Origin of the sequence: Rhizobium sp. SRDI969 (assembly GCF_025152725.1) — a bacterium.
Lineage (GTDB): Bacteria > Pseudomonadota > Alphaproteobacteria > Rhizobiales > Rhizobiaceae > Rhizobium > Rhizobium leguminosarum_I.
Genome location: NZ_CP104036.1, coordinates 287,197 through 301,297, shown reverse-complemented (window position 1 = coordinate 301,297; position 14,101 = coordinate 287,197). Strand labels below are relative to the sequence as shown.

Below are 14,101 nucleotides of genomic sequence, written 5' to 3'. Positions count from 1 at the left end.
AGGCATGGCGGATGGCAAGAGAAGAATCGCAAGTACGAAAAGCCTTGCGGCACTGGCGGCAGTGTTTTCGGCCTGTGTGTGTTTAGGTCCCGGATTTGCCGGCTGCGCCAACGCACAGGAAAAGTCGGTCACCTTAGGCAAATCGGTCCAGCGTGTGACGTTGCCTCCGAACGCGACGCTGACGCTCAACACCGGCCAGCCCTTCGGCGATCTCGTCATCGGCAGCGCCGATATGATTGACGTGGTGCCGCTTTCCGACAAGTCGCTGTTCATCCGCGGTAAGAAGGTCGGCGCCACCAATATCTCTGTCTATGGCGACGACAAGTCGCTTCTCGGCGTCATCGATGTCCGCGTTGCCAGCGATTTCAGCGAAGTCGCCGCCGCCATTCGCTCTGCCGCGCCCTCGGCCCGGGTTATCGTGGCCAATTCCAACGACCGCATTCGCCTGACGGGTATGGTTCGTGACGGCGTCGAATTGCAGCGGGTGATCGAAATTGCCCAGTCCTATTCCGATCAACCAGTGCTGAACCAGTTGCGCGTCAGTGACAGCCAGCAGGTGATGCTGGAGGTCCGTGTCATCGAAGCCTCGCGTCAGACGGGTCGTGACCTCGGGATCGGTTGGTCCGGGCGTGGCAACAATGGCATCGGCAAGGCAACGACCAGCCAGGGTATCGGTGTGAACGATGACGGCAGCCTGGCCCGTACCCTCGTTGACCCCAAGGGCGCGGCAACCGGCATGCTGCCCTTCGGCCAGTTGATCGCCAAGGTGCTGGAAATTTCGGGCGGCCGCATCGACGTGGTCATCAACGCGCTCGAGCAGAAGGGATTGGTGCGTCGTCTGGCTCAGCCGAACCTCATCGCCATGAGCGGCTCGACCGCCAGCTTCCATGCCGGCGGTGAAGTGCCGATCCTGAAGACGACCAACAACGGCACGACAGTCGCCACCGAGACGGACTATCGCCCCTTCGGTGTGCGGCTGACCTTCAAACCGGTGGTGCTTGACGACGGCGTCATCAATCTGGAAATCGAGCCTGAGGTTTCCGAGCTTGATCCGTCGATCAACGTCAACGGCAATCCGGGTTTCATCTCGCGCGCGGCCAGCACCACGGTCGCACTTCGCGACGGCCAGAGCTTTGCCATGGCAGGCCTGCTGCAGTCGATCAATGCCAAGGACATCCAGCAATTGCCGGGCCTGGGGAAGATACCGATCCTCGGCGCGCTGTTCCGCTCGACGAGTTTTCAGAAGAAGGAATCCGACCTCGTGATCGTTGTCACGCCGCACATCGTGCGGCCCGCCCGCCCGGGTGAGGACCTCTATAGTCCACTCGATCAGACGCGGTCGTCCAACGACGTCGAGCTTTTCGCGCTCGGGGTCCTGGAAGTCGACAAGGACATGCTCCGGCGCTTTCGCAACGGCGAAGGTGTGACCGGGCCTTATGGCCATCGTCTCGACCTGAACCAGGGAGCCCAAGTTGTTGCTACAAAACGCTAAGCGCGTCCTTCTCGTCCTTGCGGCCACCGGCCTGGTTTCCGGCTGCGCCGACTACATGAACCATCGAGACTCGATCACCTTCGGGCTCGGGAACGCCATGGAAGCAAACAAGGCCATCCATACAGAGGACCCGTTCCCGCCAGAAGCCCAGCGAACCCGTATCGCAAGCGACGGCAAGGTGATCCGCAGGGTGATGACCGAGTACCAGAACGGTGGGGTGGGGGTCATTCAGCCGTCGCCCGCTATGGAGGCCAACGGTGCGTCCAATGGGGCCACCATCAGCCAGTAGCGGTTCGAAAGCATGAACGGCGGTAGCGCGCCGGAAGGGAAATGCACGAAACAGGGTCGTCACGACGAAAGCCGTGATGGGGGTAGGCCAATGCTGAGCAGGGTTGTCAGACGGTTCTGGAACGATCATCGTGGCTATGTTATCGCCTTGACGCTCATCGCCATGCCTATGCTTCTCGGCTTTTCGCTGCTGGTCATCGATGTCGGCCGCAGTAGCAACCTGCACACCGATCTCCAGAACGCGGTCGATGCAATGGCGCTCGCCGGAGCCCGCGAACTCGATGGCCGCGACGATGCCATTTCGAGGGCGCAGACGTCGATCGAGAAAATCGCCAATAGCGCGGCTTTTTCCGGCGGCGGGGCCGGCATGTCGCTCGGCTCGCACATCAGCATGACCTATAACGCCGGAAACGACGCCGGCAGCACGGTCACCGTGTTTTTTCTGAAGAACATCCCGGCCAGTGACGATACATCAATCCCGGCTTCGATGAAAACGACGGTGGCGAGCGAAGCGTCCTATGCCTGGGTCATCGCCAAGCCGCAAGCGATGCAGACCATCTTTCCGGTTCCGGTTGGGTTCACCCGCAGTACGATCAATATCGCTGCCGATGCCGTGGCCGTATACCATGCCAGCGCCTGCGACGTGACGCCGATCTTTATCTGCAATCCGTTCGAGCCCGCAGGGAACACGAGTGAAAGCGCCAGCGAAACTGCAGCAACGGCCCTACACACCAATTTTGCCGCCGGCAATCTCTACGGGCGACAGATCGAGCTTCACAGCACCTCGGTGTCCAATCCCGGTCCCGGCAATTTCGGGTTCCTGCGCACCCCGTTGGGCAATGGTGCGTCCGTGCTGGCGGAGGCTCTTGCCACCGGCAATCCCGGCGCCTGCTATACACAGGACAATCTCGATACGGAGACCGGCGGAATGGCGGGGCCGATCGAGGACGGGGTGAATACGCGCTTCGGCTATTACTCCTCCTCCTTCAACAAGTCGAAGGGAGATTATCGATACCGTCCTGCCCAAAACGTACGCTCCGCTCGGGCAATCACCAAGGGAAAGGCGGGCTGCGACACCTATGATCCCGTCAAGGTTGGAGAGGTTGTCGGCGATGCGACCAAGGCTTTGCCGCTCGGCTACGGAGCGGCCATGGCCTCGCTTTCCGGCGGCAAGATCAGCAGCAGCAACAATTGGGATTACACGACCTATTGGAACGTCGCGCAGGGCACGGCTGCGCCATCGGTGAGCACGGTCCTCAGCAACTACTCCAGTTATCCCCCGCAGGCGACTGGAACACCAAGCCGACCCTCCGCATACGATGTTTATCGTTACGAGCTTGCCAACGCATCTCTGATCAACCATGCCTCGGCGAATGGCGAGACCGGCAAACCGGTAATGGGCGGCCAGTGCTATACCGGCCCGGACCTTTCGAGCTATACGGCGGCCGAATATGGTGATCGCCGCGAAATCTTCTCAGCCATTGTCAATTGTGGCTATGAAGCCTCGGTCGGCCATTTAAACGGTCACAAGGCCACACGCGCCGTGGCCTTCGCGCGCATGTTCCTGACCAAGCCGGCGATAAAGGATTCCAGCGAACGATACCTTTCCCTGGAGATGATCGACATCACCGGCAAGGGTGGTCGCGGTACGGCAGACGAATTGCTGCGGGAAGAAGCGGAGCTGGTCAGATGATGGCGCTCCGCAATTTTATACGGGATCGGCTTTGCCTCGGCTTCTTGCGGCGTGAGGAAGGCGCAGTGCTTGCCGAAGCGCTGCTCGCCATCCCCTTTGTGACGATCTTTGCGGCTGGTATACTCGAGTTTGGCAGCATCTTCTGGCAGCGTATGCAGATCGACGCAGGCTTGCGCGATGCGGGGCGTTACCTCTCGCGATGCCGGCCGGTGTCGGGAACCTATGTGCCGACATGCAATCAGGCGACTGCGAAGACGATCGCCTTTTACGGAACGCAAACACCCGCGGCAGGCGCCATACCCCGCGTCCCCGGCTGGAATAACCCTGCCGACATCACCATCACTGCGCCGAATGCGGACGGGGACATCACCATTTCCACCGCTCATCTCTACCAGACCTCGCCGGTGTTCGGCTTTCTGGGAATCGGCGCCATCACCATCAGTTCCTTCCATGAAGAGAGATACATCGGATGGTGAGCTCTAGGGCAATCAAGGCATTCTGGCAGGATAGCAGCGGTGTCAGCCTTGTCGAAGCATTGCTGACCTTTCCGATCGTCATGCTGGTGTTCGCCGCCTTCATCGAGTTCGGCTACGCGATGTCGCAGTGGAATCAGACGGTCAAGGCACTGCAATATGGCGCCCGTTTGGCGGCAGTATCCGATCCGCTGACCACGAATTTCAATGCCGTTTTCCCAACAGATGCCGCCGATCCACTCAACAACGGCAAAGCGGCGCCGAACGATGCAACAATATCCTCGACCTGCGGACCGGCTCTTGCAAACTGCACGGCGGCATTGAACCGGATTGTCCGGGGAAGCGACGGCGTTTGCAACGCGGGTATTGATCCTCGCCCCGGCATTTGCGACCTAAATTGGCGCATCACGCCGGATAAGCTGATGGTCACCTATCAGCGATCGGGGCTCGGCTATTGGGGCCGGCCGGACGGGCCTGTGCTGACGATGCGGCTGGAGGTGCGCAACATCACCTTCGATCTGCCGGTTCTCGGCGGCCTGTTGGGACTGAACGACGTCACCATCCCCGCCCATCCGGTGACGATCACGACGGAAGATCTGAAGACGTGCTCCACCTGCTGACTCCTTAATTTACGCGTAGGAAAGCGAAAATGACAGCGCACATGAACATTGCCGCATCTACCAAGATCCTGGTCCTCTCCGACGACGCGGCTGCAGCGAGCTTCATGCTCGATACGTTCGGGTCGCTTTCGCGGTACGATGTCCGCCATCTCGCGCTGAAGGCGCTCGCGGAAAAGGGCCGGTTCGATCCGGCGCAGTTCGATCTGATCGTTCTCGACGTCGACAATGGGACATTGCTGCAGCAGCCGGAGCTTTTCACGTTTCGCACCAGCTATCGGGACATTCCGCTCGTCGTGGTTTCCGAAGACCTGCCTGATGACATGCTGCGGCTGCTCTTCCGCCTGAACGGCAATGACTGGCTGAAGAAGCCACTCGAGCGCCGGGCACTGATCGACATGATTTCGACCCATGCGCCGGGCACCGGAGCGAGCGACAGCCGGGTGCATGCAGTGGTCTCGGCCGTCGGCGGCGCCGGCGCCAGCGTGATCGCTTCGTCGCTTGCTCATGTACTGGCCCAGCCGACCAAGAATTCCACACCGCGGATTGACCTGTTCGACACGGATTTTTGCTCCGGGGCGCTTGGCTATTATCTCAACCTTGTGAACGACTACGACTTGAAACCGGTCATCGCCAATCCCTCCCGGGTCGATCTGGAATTCATCGATCTGGTCCGAAAGCGGCATTCGGGGGGCTTTTCACTGCTGTCTTTCAAGCAGCCATCCGTCCTTCTGGCGCCGAAGGGCCGTGAACTCGTGCTGCGTATGCTCGACGTCGCCGCCTTCGAGAGCGATCACACGATCATCGACGTTCCCTATTATGACACGCCGTGGAAATACGAGGTGCTCACTTCGGTCAACAGCGTCTGCATCGTCACCGAAATGACGGTGCCTGCGCTTTCTCAAGCCAAGGATCTGTTTGCCAATCTGGTACGGCTGCGGGGCAGTGCGGACCAGATATTCATCGTCATCAACAAATACCGCGCCAAGCTTTTCGGCCTCGGCCTGCGCCGGCAACAGACGGAGAAGATATTCAAGGATATCCCGACGCATGTCATTGCGGATGACTGGGAGACTTTGAGCGAGGCGGTCAACCGCGGCGTGCTGCCATTTCAAGTGAATTCCCGGGCGCGCTTCTGCGGCGCGGTCGGCAAGCTTGGAGCACTGGTGCGATGAAGGCGATCATAAGGTCCTGCGCAGCCGGTGCCGGCCTTGCCGTTTTGGCAATTCTGGCCGCTGTCGGAGATGCAGCGGCAAGCGGGCTTGTGCCACGCAGCCTCGGGCCGACGACAAGCGCCGTGGTGCCGATCGAAAAAAAATACGCGGCAGGGACAATCGTCATCGTCAGCGGCAACCGTACGCTGGATCTCGTCATCTCCGAAGGGCGCGCGATCCGCTACAAGATCGGCGTCGGGCGAGACGGGTTTCGCTGGAGCGGTACCGTCAAGATCGGACGCAAGGCAGAATGGCCCGACTGGCGCCCACCTGCCGAGATGAAGGCACGCGCAGCCGGGCTTCCGGACCTGGTGCCTGCCGGGCCGCTCAATCCTTTGGGTGCTCGCGGGATCTATCTCTACAAGGGTGGGGCCGACACGCTCTACCGCATTCATGGAACAAACGAGCAGTCGACGGTCGGCGGTTTTGCGTCATCGGGCTGTTTTCGCATGAGCAATGCCGACGTCATCGATCTCTATGAGAGGGTGAAGGTCGGTTCCACGGTCATTGTAAAATAAGAGTTCAGGAGTGGGGCGCATGGCGAGCGGTATCATGGGGCGTTTCTACAGGCAGGAGCCGGAAAAGCGGGAACATCCGGAGACGGCCGAACTGTCTTTGCTCGGCGCGGCTCAGGCCATGCCTGCCCAACCGGCCTCCGACAGCGCCGCGACGAGTGACGAAGAGGCTTCGCTCGGGCCGGATATGGTCTCCGAGCGGGTCAATCTCCACCGCTACCTGCTCGATCGCATCAATCTCGGGATCCTCGATACACTCGACAACGAGGAGATCGCCACCGAGATCCGGCCATTGGTCAAGGACTATATCCGGACCAACAATTTTCCGCTGAATGCCAAGGAAATCAATGATCTGATCCGCGATATCACCGACGAGATGCTCGGGCTCGGACCGATCGAGCCGCTGCTGGCCGACGACACGATCGCAGATATTCTCATCAACGGCTACAACAGCGTCTATGTCGAGCGCAGCGGCAAGCTCGAGAGCACCGCCGTCCGTTTCAAGGATGAGGATCATCTCCTTCGGGTGATTAACAAGATCGTCTCGGCGGTTGGCCGCCGTGTCGACGAGTCGACGCCGATGGTCGACGCTCGCCTCAAGGATGGCTCGCGCGTCAACGTCGCCATCAGGCCGATCTCGGTCGATGGACCGCTCGTTTCCATTCGCAAATTCACCCGCAAGCCGCTGACAATGGAGCGCCTCGTGCAATATGGCGCTATGGCCGATGCGATGCGCATCCTTCTCAGCGCCGCGGTCAAGGGCAAGGTGTCCATGGTCATTTCAGGCGGCACCGGTTCTGGCAAGACCACCTTGCTCAACGCTCTCTCGTCGCAGATTTCTCCAAGGGAGCGCCTGATCACCATCGAGGATGCGGCCGAGCTTCAACTCCAGCAGCCGCATGTCGGACGTTTGGAAACCCGCCCGCCGACGCTCGACGGACGCAACGAGATCCGTCAACGCGAACTTTTGAAAAACGCCCTGCGCATGCGTCCCGATCGTATCATCGTCGGCGAAGTTCGCGGCGACGAAGCGTTCGACATGCTGCAGGCGATGAATACCGGTCACGAGGGATCGATGACGACCATTCACGCCAATACGCCGCGCGATGCCGTCGGTCGGCTTGAGCAGATGGTCGGCATGGCCGGGATGCCGATGTCGCAGATGAGCATTCGCTCGCAGATCTCCTCCGCCATCACCATGATCGTGCAGGTCCAGCGCCTGAGCGACGGTACCCGCAAAGTCGTCTCGATTTCCGAGATCACCGGCATGGAGGGCGAAGTCGTGCAGATGCAGGAGATTATGAAATTCAAGAAACTCGGCACCGATGAAGGCGGACGAATCCATGGAGAATTCCGCGCCACCGGCATTCGGCCGCGGTTCGTCGAGGAATTTGCCGAACTCGGGATCGAGATCCCTGTGACGATTTTTGATCCCGGTAAACCGCTGCAGACGGGACCTGTCCAATGATCCTGCTTCTCCTTTACGCGGCCGTTTTCACCGCCGCCCTTGTTGCTGTCGAAGCGGTCATGCGCGGCTACTTCAAGACATCCGAACGCCACCGCGCGGTGAACCATCGGCTGAGCTTGCTCGAGGTCAGCGATGATCATCGCAAGACCTATAGTGATATGCTCAAGGAGCGCGGGGCCGGCGGCAGTTGGCGGCAGACCCCCTTGATGCAGCGGCTGCTGCAGTTCTACGCCCAGTCGGGAATCAAGTTCGATGCCAAGCGATTTGCTCTCTTCGCCATCGCGGGCGCTCTTTTGACGTGGCTGGTCGTTCAAATCCTCCTGCCGAACACTCTGTTCAGAGTGCCAGCCTTTCTGCTGATCTGCCTTCTCATCCCCGCACTCGTCGTCTGGCGCGCCCGGGTGCGCCGCATGAGGAAATTCGAACAGAAGCTTCCTGAAGCGCTCGATGTCGCCAATCGCAGCTTGGCCGCCGGCCACCCGCTGCCGGCGGCGATTTCGTTGGTGGCACGCGAGATGCCCGATCCGATCGGCACCGAGTTCGGCCTGCTCTCGGATGAACTCACCTACGGCGTGACGCTAGACGACGCCCTTGTGAACTTGGCCGACCGGGTCGGCGTCGAGGATCTGAACCTGCTTGCGATATCGCTGAGCGTACAGGCGGGAACCGGCGGCAACCTCGTGGAGATCTTGCAGAACCTTTCGAAGACGCTGCGAGACCGCATGCTACTGAAGGCAAAGGTCAGGGCGATTTCCTCGGAAGGACGCATTACGGCGATCGTCATGTCAATGTATCCGTTTCTGCTCTACGCGATGATCAAGGCGTTGTCGCCGACCTACTTCGATCCCGTCTGGGAGAGCGGCCACGGAGCCATCGTCGTGACCGTGCTGCTGGCCGTCATGGCGATCGGGAATGTCATTCTCTACAAGATGGTCAACTTCGAGTACTGAGGCGGTCATGTCGAGTGAGTATGGAATTTACCTGATCGTCTTCTTTGCAGTGCTGATATTCTCTGCAACAGCGTCGGAATTGTATTTTCGACGGCGCGAGGTCTCGGTTCGGGTCTCAAAGAGCTCGGCGGCAACAGGCGAGGAGTTCCACCTTGGCGATACGACGATTGCCGATCTCGGCGAGGCGGAAAACCGCCTGATCCGTCGCTATTTCGAGATTACGCGACGTGACACCAATGCGAACTCCACCCAGAACCGGCTGATCAGGGCAGGCTATTTCGCCGCCGGCGCCGTGACCACCTTCCAGGTGGTTCGCGCAGTGGTCTGTATCGGCGTGCTGGTCGCGGCGGTCTGGGCTCTCAATTGGGTCGTGCCGGACATGTCTCGGGTGGTTACGCTGGTTGTTGCCATGTTTGCTGCGGGCGTAACCTTCATTCTGGTCAACATCTATATCGACCGGCGTGGCGCCGCCAAAGAGAGGGAGTACCGCCGCCTTTTTCCCGATTTTATGGATATGCTGATCGTCTGCCTCGATGCGGGCATGAGCATCGAGGCAGCGGCGAACCGAGTTGCCCGGGAATTCGTCGACAAGCGGCAGGACTTCGGCCTGCACCTCTCGATCATGATGCTGGAAGTGCGAGGAGGCCGGCGCTTACGCGAGGCGCTTGCGAACCTTGCCGTCCGCCTGAGGATTGACGAAGCCCGGGCGCTATCCGTTCTGTTCCGCCAATCGGAGGAACTGGGGACGAGCGTAACGCAGACGTTGCGGGTCTACTGCAAGGAAATGCGCGACCTCCGTATTATTCGCGCGGAGGAAAAGGCGAACGCCTTGCCGGTCAAGATGCTGCTGCCGCTCGGCGCGTTCCTTTTTCCGGTAAGTCTCATCATCGTTCTCGTTCCCGTTGTTATCCGCGTCATCAGTCTTCTTCTCAGCATGAGCCCCAGCGGTTGAGCCAAGCGAGGTCATATGCAGTATTCGCTCGAACATGATCGTAACGATGCCACCATTCCTCTCGACCCGCGCATGCCGATGGCACCGACAAGCCTGGAACAAGCCGGACTGGATCCGTCGTTCCTCCTCCGGCTGGCGTCAAAATGTGCAGCCGAGCAGGATACAACCACGGCATCTCATCTGGCTGAGCGGATGAAATTGCCGAAAGTGATCGTCAATATCCTGATCAAGGAACTCGTGAAACTCGCATGCCTCGAGGCGCGCGGCCTGGCTGGCGAGGATGTCAGATCCGATATTCGATATGCGCTTTCAATGAAGGGGTTCGAATATGCCCACGCGGCGTCGCGTCAAAGCCAATATGTCGGGCCGGCGCCGGTGTCGCTGGACGCGTTCTGCCGGCAAATAGGCTTGCAGTCCATCCATGACGAGCGCGTAACGCCAGAGCGGCTGACCGAAAGCCTTGACGGGCTGGTGCTCTCAGACGCCTTGGTCGAAAAGCTGGGCCCGGCCATCAACTCCGGTCGCTCGATCCTGCTCTACGGACCACCCGGAAACGGAAAGACGAGTATTGCCGAGCGGACGTCGCAACTGTTTCGTCAAACAATCTGGGTGCCCTATGCCATCGAGGTCGGCGGCCATGTCATCAGTTTCTATGACGAAGCCGTGCATCATCCTGTATCGGAGGCTGACACACAATCCCATCCGAAAGCGGATCAACGATGGATCGAATGCCGCCGTCCGGTGATCAAGACGGGCGGGGAATTGACCCTCGATCAGCTCGATCTCACCTTCAACGCGGGACCGAATGTCTATGAAGCGCCCATCCACTTGAAGGCATCAGGCGGCGTTTTCATCATCGACGACTTCGGGCGTCAACAAGTGGCGCCGCAGGCGCTTATCAATCGCTGGATTGTGCCGCTCGAGCGCGGATATGATTTCCTGACGCTGCACACCGGCAAGAAGTTCAAGGTTCCCTTTGACGAGCTGGTGGTATTTTCGACGAATATCGCACCGAAGGATCTTTCTGATGAGGCGGGCTTGCGGCGCCTCAAATACAAGATCTTTGTGAACACTCCGTCGCGCGACGAATATATCAGAATCTTCAAATCCTATGCCAGCGGCACGGGATTGGTTGTCTGTGATCCAGACCTGAATCTTTTCTACGATCGCAAGTATAATGGCGATGTGCTAGCGTCTTGCTATCATCCAAAATATCTTCTGGATTTCGTCAGTTCTTACTGCGAGTTCAAGGGCATAGCTGGGATCGCGTCGCTCGGTATGCTCGAACGGGCGTGGGAAGGTGTATTTACGTCGGAATGATTGCGGGCTTGTCGCTGACACGGGGTGTTCCTGGACAACCTGTCCAACGCAGATTTGATGACTTATGGGGGGTAAACGAATGACCAGCATTCCGGGTATTGAGGTCGACGCAGACCGCGCAGAACCAAGCAATTTGCGAGCGATAGAGCAGCGGGGCTCAAAAAGCCCGCTATTCGTCGGTTTGCTGCTGATGCTCCTGCCCGTGAATGCTGGCGTTCTCATCTATACCGCCAAAAACTCGGCGGATGTTCGCGAGAGCCGCGAGACCATCGCCGCGCTTAAGAGGTCCATCGATGGCCTGAGGGGACAAATGGAAAAGCAGTCGCGCAACATCGCGGATAATGCCAAGGCTGACGAAGTCGCACTTATCCGCCAGGGGATGGATGGGCTGCAAAAGACTATGATGAACGAACGGCGAAACGACACAAGCGGTCTTCGCATGGGTTCAGCTTTGGTCCTTCGCGCACCCGGCAAGGAACCGGCACAATTTTTCGCACCCCGTGCCGCCCCAGCGGAAACTCTAACTCCGGATAGCAGTCTTGGGTCGATGGCGGCCGGGGGCATTGCAGTCAACGACCTGCCGCGTTACGAACGAACCCTTTCGCCGGAGGGCCAGCTCATCCTTCGGAAGGCACGGTAAAACAACGACTTCACCTCCAAAAAAGCAGTCGCTGGACGCAGCCAGAGGCGCCGCGCCGATGCTCGCAACGCGGCAAGGGCACTCTCGTCTCGATGCAGATCGCTGAAAGCCCCATCACCGCTGAGCGTAGTTCACGCTGTTCTTCATCAATTCGAGGTTACGGGCAGTGACTTCGTTTCCGGGATCAAGCTCATAGGCTTTCAGGAAATACCGTCTGGCAGTGCGCAAGTCACCGCGCAGCAGGTGAGAATATCCGATATTGTTGTAGTAGACTGGGGTGTTGCCGATCATGCGCGAGAGTTGCTGGTAGGCGCGGTCGGAGGTGTCGAAGCGGGCAACCATGTCGGCGGAGGCTGCCAAGCCTAGCCAGGCGGCCGGATCTTCCGGAAAAACGTCAACCGCTCGCTTGTAAATGGCGTAGGATTTTCCGTAGTTCTTTTCCTGAAACTGCAGTTTGCCGGTCGTTATCAACTCGTCGTTCTTATAGAAGGCGACGGCTGAGTCATCCTCGAGGGTCTTTGCACTGTCGCCATAAGCAGCCAGACCATCAACGCTAGACGACTGGCAACCAGCTAAGATCACGCCAGTCGCTATCAAAAACGCAATGCATTTAGTCCCAGCTCTGATTTGCAACATTGACAACTTGATCCCCCCATCAGACATTCTTACCCAAGACTCGGATGTGTTCACCGGAAATCATCATAAAAAAAAGCTAACAACTCAAGAATTTAAGCAAGTAGTCGCAAAAAAGCGACAGATACCGTCTTCGCGCGGAACGCGCCAAGGTGATAAATGCCAACCATTCAAAGTTGGTATCCTGTGCTCAGTGATTCTCAGCGTAGAAAATTAATCAGCGTCGCCTACCTGCTCGCCAGGTCAAAGAGGGAACGCCGCATGCGGATCGCTATTTTCACGCTGATGCGACTTGCCCCATCATTGGCTTACGCGGTAGCATCGATCTTCGTTCTCAGCATACCACTCTTGGAAAGCCACCCATCAAGTGCGTCCGCCTGATGGCTGCATATGACGGTACTTCCGGTCATGCGCGAGCCCATCTATCTGCTCTTGGCGGTACCCGGCGTTGGAATTTGGAGCGCCACGATCCTGTTGATGCTTGCATCGATTTTCGGGATTCGAGTGGCTCTGCAGCCGCAAAGACACACCGGTCTGGATTCATCCATGCGCATATCGCGCTGATCGCGACCGGTCTAACGATGGGCGGGCAGCAGTTGCGCAAGCCGGCTTTTCCGACTTGGCGATGCCTCAGTTTCAGCGAGGCGACTGGTCGTTCCTGCCGCTATCCCACTCCCCGCTTGGGACCTTCCTTTTCATATCCGTATTGTCGGCTTGCATTTGCTGCCATTTAACAATCATCAATCGTATAAAATCGGCATGATAGAAAAGGGGCGAACCGCCCCCGCTCAGTAACAATCGGCAGTCTCGAGGTCCTTCCGTGAGTATTGCCTGAGCAGCGTGCTGAAGGGACGAAACCAATCGCTTGGCGGCAAAGCGGCTACAAAAGCCCCTTGGCCTTGAAGTCGGCGGCGAAGGTGGCAAGCGGCATAACGAGGGTGAGCGGTTTCCCTTGCAGCGGTTCGGCGCCGTAGCCGGCATACCAATGGGCGGCGCGTTCGTTCTTGGTATCGATGATAAGCAGGATCCCGCCGCCCTCGCTGGCGAGCCGCAGGCAACGGAGCGCCGCAGCGGCGATGAACTGGCCGCCTAAACCTTTTCCCGCCACCTTTATGTCGGTTGCCAAGCGCGCGAGCTTGAAGCCTGCGACTTCATGGCGCGCGAGGCCTCTCGTCATCTTCGGAGGCACGGCCTCATGCGTAACGGCCGAAGGCGCGACTGTGTAGAATCCGAGGATGCAATCAGGTTGGGCCTTGTCGATAGCGCAGAAGGTCTTCGCCGCATTCTGCTCATGGCTCTGCCGAGCTAAGCGCCGAATGAACTCGTTCATTGCCGCATCACCACAATCGAATGCGGCCCGATCGTGCGACTTAGCGATCGGCTCTTCATGCCAGACGGGGAGGGTCACAAGGCATCCGGTAGAGCAGAGATCGCGGCTCGTAGTTTCGCGTTCGGTTTGGGCGGGTGTTCAAGCAGATCGAGGATGCGGATGAAATCGCGGCTCGAAACGGTCTCAACTTCCGCAGCCTGGATGACGGCTTCGGCTTCAGGTACGATCTTATCGAGAATGAAATCGGCCATATCCTTGTTCGAGAGGGCAGCCGCGCGCGCGATCATTGCCTTCTGCTTTGGCGGGATGCGCAGCTGGTAGCGTTCGGTTTTACTGTCCGCGGTTCTCGGCATGATTATCTCCTTGGTCTCAATGTACACATTGTATGTGTACACGAAGTTTCCTGGTTGATCGCAGCATTCAGGGCCGAAATCACACGGCGGTCTCACGTCTCATGCTCAAAGGTGGTGACGCTCATCGCTCGAAACATTGAAATCGTCAACGTTCAGACAAGCT

At 58.8% G+C, this 14,101-nt stretch carries 15 protein-coding genes and 1 pseudogene; 13 read left to right on the top strand and 3 right to left on the bottom strand.

Going from position 1 to position 14,101, the window contains the following annotated elements:
- The first annotated feature begins 4 nt into the window (after positions 1-4).
- The 12 genes from N2A41_RS25595 (at position 5) to N2A41_RS25540 (ending at position 11,622) form a co-directional block, all read left to right on the top strand.
- Positions 5-1,492, top strand: a complete 1,488-nt coding sequence (locus N2A41_RS25595) for a type II and III secretion system protein family protein (protein ID WP_260111419.1) — start codon at positions 5-7, stop codon at positions 1,490-1,492.
- Entirely contained in the window at positions 1,476-1,781 is a 306-nt protein-coding gene (locus N2A41_RS25590) for a hypothetical protein (RefSeq protein WP_260111418.1), read from the top strand. The genes N2A41_RS25595 and N2A41_RS25590 overlap by 17 nt, the downstream gene beginning before the upstream one ends.
- A gap of 90 nt (positions 1,782-1,871) precedes the next feature.
- Complete coding sequence (locus N2A41_RS25585) at positions 1,872-3,473, top strand: TadE/TadG family type IV pilus assembly protein (protein WP_260111417.1); 1,602 nt, start codon at positions 1,872-1,874, stop codon at positions 3,471-3,473.
- A complete protein-coding gene (locus N2A41_RS25580; RefSeq protein WP_260111416.1) occupies positions 3,470-3,949 on the top strand; it encodes a TadE/TadG family type IV pilus assembly protein in 480 nt (159 codons plus the stop codon). The genes N2A41_RS25585 and N2A41_RS25580 overlap by 4 nt, the downstream gene beginning before the upstream one ends.
- Positions 3,943-4,566: a TadE/TadG family type IV pilus assembly protein gene (locus tag N2A41_RS25575; RefSeq protein ID WP_260111415.1), complete on the top strand. Its 624-nt coding sequence runs from the start codon at positions 3,943-3,945 to the stop codon at positions 4,564-4,566. Before N2A41_RS25580 ends, N2A41_RS25575 begins: the two co-directional genes overlap by 7 nt.
- Positions 4,567-4,595: 29 nt before the next feature.
- Positions 4,596-5,738 carry a pilus assembly protein gene (locus tag N2A41_RS25570; protein WP_260111414.1) on the top strand — a complete coding sequence of 381 codons (1,143 nt, stop codon included), beginning with the start codon at positions 4,596-4,598 and terminating at the stop codon, positions 5,736-5,738.
- Positions 5,735-6,295, top strand: coding sequence for a L,D-transpeptidase (locus tag N2A41_RS25565; RefSeq protein WP_260111413.1), 561 nt, complete (start codon positions 5,735-5,737; stop codon positions 6,293-6,295). Before N2A41_RS25570 ends, N2A41_RS25565 begins: the two co-directional genes overlap by 4 nt.
- A gap of 19 nt (positions 6,296-6,314) precedes the next feature.
- Positions 6,315-7,760, top strand: a complete 1,446-nt coding sequence (locus N2A41_RS25560) for a CpaF family protein (protein WP_260111412.1) — start codon at positions 6,315-6,317, stop codon at positions 7,758-7,760.
- Positions 7,757-8,710: a type II secretion system F family protein gene (locus N2A41_RS25555; protein WP_260111411.1), complete on the top strand. Its 954-nt coding sequence runs from the start codon at positions 7,757-7,759 to the stop codon at positions 8,708-8,710. Before N2A41_RS25560 ends, N2A41_RS25555 begins: the two co-directional genes overlap by 4 nt.
- A gap of 7 nt (positions 8,711-8,717) precedes the next feature.
- On the top strand, positions 8,718-9,662 hold the full coding sequence (locus tag N2A41_RS25550) for a type II secretion system F family protein (protein WP_260111410.1): 945 nt from the start codon (positions 8,718-8,720) through the stop codon (positions 9,660-9,662).
- Positions 9,663-9,677: 15 nt separating this feature from the next.
- The gene (locus N2A41_RS25545) at positions 9,678-10,982 is read left to right on the top strand and encodes an AAA family ATPase (protein ID WP_260111409.1); all 1,305 of its coding nucleotides are present in this window, start codon (positions 9,678-9,680) and stop codon (positions 10,980-10,982) included.
- A gap of 79 nt (positions 10,983-11,061) precedes the next feature.
- Complete coding sequence (locus tag N2A41_RS25540) at positions 11,062-11,622, top strand: hypothetical protein (RefSeq protein WP_260111408.1); 561 nt, start codon at positions 11,062-11,064, stop codon at positions 11,620-11,622.
- Between the two features lie 114 nt (positions 11,623-11,736).
- Here N2A41_RS25540 and N2A41_RS25535 read toward each other — a convergent pair whose 3' ends face one another.
- Positions 11,737-12,258 (bottom strand): tetratricopeptide repeat protein, encoded by a 522-nt coding sequence (locus N2A41_RS25535; protein WP_026154513.1) that lies wholly within the window; start codon positions 12,256-12,258, stop codon positions 11,737-11,739.
- Between the two features lie 258 nt (positions 12,259-12,516).
- Between N2A41_RS25535 and N2A41_RS33360 the strand changes: the two are divergent.
- Positions 12,517-13,018 (top strand): annotated as a pseudogene (locus tag N2A41_RS33360) (hypothetical protein).
- A 117-nt stretch (positions 13,019-13,135) separates the two neighbouring features.
- Here the strand turns inward: N2A41_RS33360 and N2A41_RS25530 are convergent.
- Together N2A41_RS25530 and N2A41_RS25525 are read right to left on the bottom strand one after the other, a co-directional pair.
- Positions 13,136-13,663, bottom strand: a complete 528-nt coding sequence (locus N2A41_RS25530) for a GNAT family N-acetyltransferase (RefSeq protein ID WP_222385899.1) — start codon at positions 13,661-13,663, stop codon at positions 13,136-13,138.
- Positions 13,660-13,938, bottom strand: a complete 279-nt coding sequence (locus N2A41_RS25525; protein WP_164577378.1) for a type II toxin-antitoxin system TacA family antitoxin — start codon at positions 13,936-13,938, stop codon at positions 13,660-13,662. The genes N2A41_RS25530 and N2A41_RS25525 overlap by 4 nt, the downstream gene beginning before the upstream one ends.
- Positions 13,939-14,101 lie beyond the last annotated feature (163 nt).